This window comes from Pseudomonas sp. Pseusp3 (assembly GCF_047304225.1).
Classification (GTDB): domain Bacteria; phylum Pseudomonadota; class Gammaproteobacteria; order Pseudomonadales; family Pseudomonadaceae; genus Aquipseudomonas; species Aquipseudomonas fluorescens_CD.
In genome coordinates, this window is the sequence record NZ_JBGLYV010000221.1 from 1 (window position 1) to 1317 (window position 1317).

The window sequence follows — 1317 nt, forward strand, 5'->3', positions numbered from 1 at the left end:
GCTCGCGAAGGCGATAGATCAGTCAACTTATCGGTTGAATGACACACCGCTTTCGCGAGCAAGCCCGCTCCCACATTTGGTCAGTGTTTATCTGGCGAATATCAATCGTCGCTGACGCTGATGTTCGGCATCGCCGGCGTCAACGCTTCCTGCAACACGATCCGCGCGCCGACATGGCGGGCCAGCTCCTGATAGACCATGGCGATCTGGCTGTCAGGCTCGGCGATCACCGTTGGCTTGCCGCCATCGGCCTGTTCACGGATGACCATCGACAGCGGCAACGAGGCCAGCAACTCGACGCCATACTGGTTGGCCAGCTTGACGCCACCACCCTCACCGAACAGATGCTCGGCATGTCCGCAATTGGAGCAGATATGCACCGCCATGTTTTCCACCACACCCAGCACCGGAATGTTGACCTTGCGGAACATTTCCACGCCCTTGCGCGCGTCCAGCAATGCCAGGTCCTGCGGGGTGGTAACGATGACCGCACCGGCCACTGGCACTTTCTGCGCCAGGGTCAGCTGGATGTCACCGGTGCCTGGCGGCATGTCGATGACCAGGTAGTCCAGATCGCCCCACGCAGTCTGCGTCACCAATTGCAGCAAGGCGCCGGAGACCATCGGACCACGCCAGACCATCGGCGTGTTGTCATCGGTGAGGAAGGCCATGGACATCACTTCCACGCCATGGGACTTGAGCGGGACGAACCATTTCTGATCCTTGACCTCGGGACGGGTGCGCTCCGGTATGCCGAACATGATGCCCTGGCTCGGGCCGTAGATGTCCGCATCGAGAATCCCGACCTTGGCGCCTTCACGGGCCAGGGCCAGGGCCAGGTTGGCCGCCGTGGTGGATTTGCCCACGCCACCCTTGCCGGACGCCACGGCCACCACGTTCTTGACATTGGCCAGCCCCGGAACCTGTGCCTGGGCCTTGTGTGCGGCAATCACACTGGTGATCTCGACACGGGCGCTTGCCACGCCATCCAACCCCTGAATGGCCATTTCCAGCATCTGCGCCCAGCCACTCTTGAACAGGCCGGCGGCGTAACCCAATTCGAGCTGAACGCTGACGCGGTCGCCCTGGATCTCGATGTTGCGCACGCACCCGGCGCTGACCGGGTCCTGGTTCAGGTAAGGGTCGGTGTATTGGCGAAGGACGGCTTCCACCGCTGCGCGATTGACGGCGCTCATGGGCAACTCCGAAAACAGGACTGGAAAGATGACGGGTATCGTACCTTTTCTCAGCGTTTGGCGGGATGAGTAAAAGATCTGTAGGAGCCGGCTTGCCGGCGATGGCGGACTTGAGTACGCC

General features: G+C 61.6%; 1 protein-coding gene. It reads right to left on the minus strand.

Annotation, left to right across the window (positions count from 1 at the left end; all coding sequences use genetic code 11):
• Positions 1-101: 101 nt before the first annotated feature.
• The gene (apbC, locus tag ACCD00_RS30615; protein ID WP_413428922.1) at positions 102-1196 is read right to left on the minus strand and encodes an iron-sulfur cluster carrier protein ApbC; all 1095 of its coding nucleotides are present in this window, start codon (positions 1194-1196) and stop codon (positions 102-104) included.
• Positions 1197-1317 lie beyond the last annotated feature (121 nt).

Excerpts from the sequence above, each read along its gene's own strand:
- apbC (WP_413428922.1), bottom strand. The coding sequence starts at position 1,196 with ATGAGCGCCGTCAATCGCGCAGCGGTGGAAGCCGTCCTTCGCCAATAC.